This is a genomic window from Roseateles sp. P5_E11, assembly GCF_054049355.1.
In genome coordinates, this window is record NZ_JBFUMO010000334.1 from 1 (window position 1) to 6,429 (window position 6,429).

The 6,429-nt window shown below is 68.3% G+C and carries 7 protein-coding genes and 1 tRNA gene; 4 read left to right on the plus strand and 4 right to left on the minus strand.

Annotated elements, in window-relative coordinates; all coding sequences use genetic code 11:
• The 3 genes from ACXJKR_RS20970 to tssA form a co-directional block, all read right to left on the minus strand.
• Window positions 1-415, minus strand: a 415-nt coding sequence (locus ACXJKR_RS20970) for a type VI secretion system contractile sheath domain-containing protein (RefSeq protein WP_457324463.1), incomplete at its 3' end; no start/stop codon positions are given.
• Between the two features lie 44 nt (window positions 416-459).
• The gene (gene tssB, locus ACXJKR_RS20975; protein WP_457324464.1) at window positions 460-954 is read right to left on the minus strand and encodes a type VI secretion system contractile sheath small subunit; all 495 of its coding nucleotides are present in this window, start codon (window positions 952-954) and stop codon (window positions 460-462) included.
• Between the two features lie 104 nt (window positions 955-1,058).
• Entirely contained in the window at window positions 1,059-2,165 is a 1,107-nt protein-coding gene (gene tssA, locus ACXJKR_RS20980) for a type VI secretion system protein TssA (protein WP_457324465.1), read from the minus strand.
• A 156-nt stretch (window positions 2,166-2,321) separates the two neighbouring features.
• On the opposite strand from tssA, the gene ACXJKR_RS20985 reads away from it, so the two are divergent.
• The 4 genes from ACXJKR_RS20985 to ACXJKR_RS21000 all read left to right on the plus strand — a co-directional run bounded on the left by ACXJKR_RS20985 (window position 2,322) and on the right by ACXJKR_RS21000 (window position 5,690).
• Entirely contained in the window at window positions 2,322-4,142 is a 1,821-nt protein-coding gene (locus ACXJKR_RS20985) for a serine/threonine protein kinase (RefSeq protein WP_457324466.1), read from the plus strand.
• Between the two features lie 150 nt (window positions 4,143-4,292).
• Window positions 4,293-4,793 (plus strand): hypothetical protein, encoded by a 501-nt coding sequence (locus tag ACXJKR_RS20990; RefSeq protein ID WP_457324467.1) that lies wholly within the window; start codon window positions 4,293-4,295, stop codon window positions 4,791-4,793.
• 147 nt (window positions 4,794-4,940) lie between these two features.
• Complete coding sequence (locus ACXJKR_RS20995; RefSeq protein WP_457324468.1) at window positions 4,941-5,504, plus strand: RNA polymerase sigma factor; 564 nt, start codon at window positions 4,941-4,943, stop codon at window positions 5,502-5,504.
• A 109-nt stretch (window positions 5,505-5,613) separates the two neighbouring features.
• Window positions 5,614-5,690, plus strand: a tRNA-Met gene (locus ACXJKR_RS21000).
• Window positions 5,691-5,874: 184 nt separating this feature from the next.
• Here the strand turns inward: ACXJKR_RS21000 and ACXJKR_RS21005 are convergent.
• A partial coding sequence (locus ACXJKR_RS21005; RefSeq protein ID WP_457324469.1) for a protein adenylyltransferase SelO family protein occupies window positions 5,875-6,429 on the minus strand: 555 nt, incomplete at its 5' end.

The window sequence follows — 6,429 nt, forward strand, 5'->3', positions numbered from 1 at the left end:
GGTCCCAGGCCGTGCCCTTGAAGCGCTTGAGCGTCTTGCCAAGGTCCGTCTTGGAGACATTCATCACGCGGATCTTGAGCTGCTCGTCCGTCTCGGTGTTGTTGACGAGGTAGTGCAGGCCGCGCCAGGCGGATTCCAGCTTCTGGAAGTCCTCGTGGTGCATGATCTTGTTGATCTGCTCGGTGAGCTTGCTGTCGATGGCCGCGATCATGGCCTCGATGGTCTTGACGGCGTCGTCGCTGAGCAGCGTGGTGTTGCTCAGCGCCTGCTGGGCCAGCGTCTGCACGGCCTGCGCCACGGCGCCGCGCGCCTCCTCGGTCTTGGGCTTGAATTCCTTGTTCAGCAGTGCCGCGAAGTCATTGCCTTCGAAGGTCACGCCCGCCAGGGCCGATGCTGACTGTTCCGCTTGGGTCATGTTTGAAACTCCGGTCGTTTCAGGGTGTTCTTGTGGGCTGCGGCTTACTCAGCCTTGGGCGCGTCGGTCAGTGTCTTCAGCAGCGTGGGGTCGGCCAACACCTTGGCGATCAGGTCGCCGGCGCCGCTCTTGCCGTCCATGTAGGTGATCAGGTTGGACAGTTGCTGGCGGGCCTCGAGCAGCTTGTTCAGGCCTTCGACCTTGCGCGCCACGGCGGCGGGCGAGAAGTCGTCCATGCTCTCGAAGGTGATGTCCACCGGCAGGTTGCCCTCGCCGGTCAGCGTGTTCTCGACCTGGAAGGCGACGCGCGGCTTCATGGACTTCATGCGCGAGTCGAAGTTGTCGACATCGATCTCGAGGAACTTGCGGTCGGCCACCGGCGGCAGCGGATCTTCGGGCTTGCCGGACAGGTCGGCCATCACGCCCATCACGAAGGGCAGCTGYACCTTCTTCTCGGCGCCGYAGAGCTCGACGTCGTACTCGATCTGCACCCGCGGGGCCCGGTTGCGGGCGATGAATTTCTGGCTGCTCTTGCTCATGTCATTGCTCCTTGCGGATGGGATTCAGGGATTCAAAAGGCGGTGCGCCACGACGGACTGCAGGAGGGGCTTTGATGAAGACGACATCGCKGCGTTCCTTGCGACTACTGCAGGCTTTCAGGGTCCACGCCCAGCATACGGGCCACCTCGCCGACGGCCTCGGGGGCAAACTCTCGTACCAGCTGCAGGAAGTTGCGGTCRATGAGACGTTGCGCACGGCGCAGCAGGTCGGCCGCGGGGTTGGTGGGCTCGTTCTTCTCGAGGTAGGCGCAGACCAGGTCAATGGCACGCACGGCATCGGCGCGGCTCTCGATCGCGCCCAGGCCGCCACCACCACCACCGCTGCGGCCGCGGCGGGCAGGTGCGGGCGAGTCGCCACCGCCGTCCTGGCCCTGGGCGATGCCCAGGTCGTTGAGCATGCCGGCGAGGTCGTCCGCCGAAGCGTCGATGCTGACCGGGCGCGGCGAGACGGCGATGACGGCGTCCAGCATCGCGCGCAGCGCTGAGAAGTCGGGCACGTCGCCATAGTTGAGGCGCACGGACAGGCAGGCCACCAGTGAATCCAGCGCCGAAACGGCGGCGGGCGCCTGGGTGGCGAGCAGCGGATAGCCGGCCACAGCGTCTGCCAGCATGTTCTCGATCTGGCTGCGCGAGGGTGTCGATTCGTCGTCGCGCGCCGCCAGGTCACCCATGGCGATCTCGATGTCGCGCACGCTGATCTGGCCGATGCCGCGGTCGTTCAGCACCAGGCTGGCGCGGACGTCGCCCAGCGTGGTGTCCAGGCTGGCCAGCTCGTTGAGGACATTGACCCGCGCAAACGCGTCGCCATCCTCGGGGCGGGGGTGGAGTTCGTCCCACCAGCGCGTCAGCAGCTCTTCGAACAGGCGCAGGCCCGGGGCCAGCACCGCGAAGCCTTCCAGGCGCAGCCGGGCGCGCAGCAGCAGGTTGGCCACGCGCAGGTCGCGGGTGCGGGCGTTGATGTCGTCGGCCAGGCTGCGCACGGTTCGCCAGTCGGGCGGCTCGGCGGACGCGAACTGGGTTTCGGGTTTGCCCGCAGCCGCCTGGGTCAGTGCCAGGAAGTCGTTGTCGTATTCCAGGTCGGGGCCGCAGACCTCATCCTCGGACACGGGCTGCAGCCACGGCGCCAGCGCGGGGTCGCTGCTGAGCGACGGTGCGGTGTCGGGCGACGGGTCGAAGGGATTGCTGTCCATGGTGGTCCGGGTGAGCTTGCCGATCGGGGCAGGCAGGAGTTCGGGCGGTAAGTAACTGGGGCCGCCGCTTAGTTCCCTGCGGCAGCTCCGTCTGCCGGCAAGGGGAACGGAATGGCGTGTGGCGTCACTCAGCAGGTTGGACGTCCCGCCTGAACGATGAACTCCTCCAGCGACCCGGAAGACAACGACGCGACCATCATCCGGCCCAGTGCCGCCACCGGCCTCGTCGCCGCGGCGCCTGTTCCTGACGAAGCCGTGCCCGCCGTGATGGCAGGCGGCCCGGCTGCGCCCGGGGCGCCACCTGCGAGCCTCGACCGGCTGGACGGCGGCAACGCCTTGCCCGTCGGCAGCCGCCAGGGCGAGTTCGAGGTCATCCGCGTGCTCGGCGAGGGCGGTTTCGGCATCGTCTACCTGGCCCGCGACCACGCGCTGGAGCGCACGGTGGCGCTCAAGGAATACATGCCCGCCGCCCTGGCCCTGCGCGGCGACAGCTCCCAGGTGCGGGTGCGCTCGGAACGCCACCGCGATACCTTCGAGGYCGGCCTGAAGAGCTTCATCAATGAGGCGAAGCTGCTGGCGCAGTTCGACCACCCGTCCCTCGTCAAGGTCTACCGGTTCTGGGAGGCCAACGGCACCGCCTTCATGGTCATGCCCTTCATCGAAGGCAAGACGCTGAAGGAGACGCTGAAGGAAATGCCCGAGCCGCCCGGCGAAGCCTGGCTGATGGACATGCTGGCCTCGCTGACCGAGGCCCTGCTGGTGCTGCACGGCGAGCATTGCTACCACCGCGACATCGCACCCGACAACATCATCCTGGTGGCCGGCAGCGGCCGCCCCCTGTTGCTGGACTTCGGTGCCGCGCGCCGCGTCATCGGCGACATGACGCAGGCGCTGACCGTCATCCTCAAGCCCGGCTATGCGCCCATCGAGCAGTATGCCGAGGTGCCCAGCATGAAGCAGGGGCCGTGGACCGATGTCTACGCCCTGGCCGCCGTCGTCTACTGCGCCATCACCGGCCGCACGCCGCCGCCCAGCGTCGGCCGCATCGTCAAGGACGACTACGTGCCGCTGGCCCGGCAGGGTGAACTCACGAAGGGCCGCTACAGCGAGCGCCTCGTCAAGGCCGTGGACCGCGCCTTGCAGGTGTTGCCCGACCAGCGCACCCAGTCCATGGCCGAGTTCCGTGAGGACCTGGGCCTGGCCGGCCACTACGCGCCCAAGCCGGGCCAGATGGCGACGCTGATCCAGGCGCCCGCTGCAGCGGCGCCGGCTCCAGCCGCCGTCAAGCGGGCCGCGAGCCGCGGGCCACTGTGGCTTGGCCTGGGCTTGGCCGGCCTGGCGGCTGCCGGTGCAGCGGCCTGGTTCGCGACGCGGCCTGCAGGGCCGGCCGAACCGGTTGCCGCGGCGCCGGTGTCGGTCCCGGCAGTCGCTCCGGCTCCCGCGCCTGCGCAGGCCGAACCCGTTGCGCGAGATCTGCCCAGCCAGTTCCGGTCCCTCGTGGCGCGGCACAGCGACGGCTTCGACGTGCAGGCGCAGGCCGAGCGCGCCAGCCTGCGCATCGACCGCGACGAGCTGCGCTTCAGCGTCAGTGCCTCGCGCGAGGGCTATGTCTATGTGCTGCTTGCCGGCCCCGACGGCAGCCTCGTCCAGCTCTACCCCAACGACAAGGCCAAGAACAACCACATCGGTGCTGGCGAGACGCTGCGCCTGCCCGGTGCCAGCTGGCCGCTCAAGGCCAGCGACCCGCCGGGCCCGGAGCACTTCTTCGTCCTCGTTGCCGCCGAGCCGCGCAGCTTCGCGCCCTGGTCCACCGAGAAGGAGCCGAGCTACGGCTTCCTGACATTGCCGGCCCAGGGCCCGGCCGGCGGCGTGGCGCCAGGCGCATCGAGCTGGCTGCTGGGCCAGCCGGATTGCGGCCACCCCAATTGCGCGGCTGACTATGGCGCCGCGGTGTTCAGCGTGGAAGCCGTCAAGTAGCCGATGTTGCGGAACCCGGCCGCGCTCGCGGTTACCTATGGCATGCCGGCCGCTTCTGCTGCCGACGCCCTTCGCCGACCTCCGGACCGTGTTCTGAACCCCACCCAAGCCCAGGTCGCCCAGCTGCTGGCGACGCCTCAAGCCCCTCAGTTGGGCGCATTCGTGAGCGCCGCGGCCGTCGGGCAACTGCTTTGGGCCAGCCCGGTGGAAGGCCGGCTCGAAGTCTGCAGTGGCGCCACGCCGGCGGGCGCGGTTTCCGCTGACATCGGCCGCCTCTTCGTCGCGGCGCTGCGCGAGCATTTCGGCGACGCGGCCAGCGCCATCGCTGAGCGCGAATGGCGCCTCAGCCAGCGATCACGCCGCCTGCTGCCGGCGCGCACCGTCAAACGGGCCGTGGCTTGCGCGGAGTCAGCCCTGGGCCTGCTGATGGCCCAGTCCTATCTTTTGCAGATCGAGTTCTCGGCCGTCATGCTGGGCTGGCGCTTTCGTCGCGTCGCCGACGGCCTGGGCCTGGATCCGGCCAGTCTCGCCATCGAGCGCCGGCGAGCTTTGGACCAGGCCCTGGCCCCCGACTTCAGCCTGCCGCCACCCGCCGATGCCGAGGCGCTCGCCGCGCGGCTGCGAACGCTGCTCAACCAGCTTTCGCATTGACTTCGTGATGTAGTTCACGGCCTCGGGGGTTAACCCATGCCCATAAATGTGGGGTGGGGCGGGTCTGCCTTGTCGCAAGCTTTGCCGCGACGGCGTCTGATCAGACAGGGCGGCCACTTCGGCCGCTTCATCCGCTCGGAGCCCGTCATGCAGCCCCAGTGTCAACCGATTCGCCGCCCCGCAGCAGCCGACCCCAACGTCATCTTCTCGGAGCTGTTCGGCGAACACCGTGACCGCCTCTACCGCTTCGTGCTGCGCCATATCGGTGACAGCACCGAAGCCGAGGAACTGGCCCAGCAGGCGTTTGTCGAGGCGGCGCGCACCTACGAGCACTTCCGCGGCGAGTCGCAGTTGTCGACCTGGCTCTACGGCATTGCGATGAACCTGGTGCGCAACCACCTGTCTCGTGCGCCGTCGCGGCTCTACCGCTTTGAGGACGAGTCAGCGTTGGAGGCCACGGCCTGCCTGCACGCCAACCCCGAGCAGCAATGCCATCTGAACCAGTTGATGGCCTTGCTGCAGATCGAACTGGACGGCCTCATGCCCGAGATGCGCGAGGTATTGCTGCTCGTCGCCATGGACGACATGAGCTACGAAGACGCCGCCGCACTGCTGTCCGTGCCCATCGGCACCGTGCGCAGCCGCGTGTCGCGCGCCCGCTCGCACCTGCGCACCCGGCTGCAGGCCCGAGGCGCCCAGCTGCCCTTCTGATTGCGGGTCATTTCATCGATCGCGGGTGACGTGCCGCTGCGGTTCGCTGGAAGCACCGCCACGAGATTTGCCTCAACGGCCGAATCTCGTATATACTGCTAGCTTCAGTCGCGGGGTGGAGCAGTCTGGTAGCTCGTTGGGCTCATAACCCAAAGGTCGTAGGTTCAAATCCTGCCCCCGCAACCAAGAAATAATGAGTCCTGTGAAGGACTTAGCAAAGCCCGCCAAGTGCGGGCTTTGTCGTTTCTGGCTGGCTTTTGACGGGTCTTGTGGCGTCCCCAAATGGGGGATTCGGTCGAACTGACCGTTGGTCTCGTCGGCATCGCAGGTGCAGCGGGACGCCCCTCTCGGCTGCGCTGGCGGGTGCGGTTCAGGTGCCGCAAAAAGTGCGGAATCGCGCAGTCACCTCGGTGGGCGCCGGCACCGCATAGCGCGTCAGCAGCGCGGCCTCTTGCCAGGGATCGAGCAGCGCATCCAGCAGCGCATTGAAGGGCTGCAGATCGCCCTCGGTCGCGGCGGCCAGGGCTTCCTCGACGAGGTGGTTGCGCGGAATGACCGCAGGGCTGGCGCGGCGCATGCGCGTGACGCGCTCCGCGCCGTCGACCGCGCCATCACGGGCGCAACGCTCGCGCCAGCGGGACAGCCACACGTCCAGCGCCGCGCGGTCGGCGAAGAGGTCGCGCAGCGGCTCGGGGCGGCCTTCGGCTGCCGAGGCCAGATGGCGCCAGGCGAGCGTGAAGTCGACCGCTTGCATGTGCAGCAACTTCAGCCAGTCGTCCGCCAGCGCGGCATCGGCCTCGTCGTCCGCTGGCGTGGCAGCGAGCAAGCCCAGTTTTTGCCGCTGGCCACGCAGCAGTTCGCCGGCCAGCACCGCGGGAAAGGCGTCGATGACGGCCGTCGCTTCGGCTACGGCGCGCTCGATGGC

Excerpts from the sequence above, each read along its gene's own strand:
- ACXJKR_RS20995 (WP_457324468.1), top strand. The coding sequence starts at position 4,941 with ATGCAGCCCCAGTGTCAACCGATTCGCCGCCCCGCAGCAGCCGACCCC.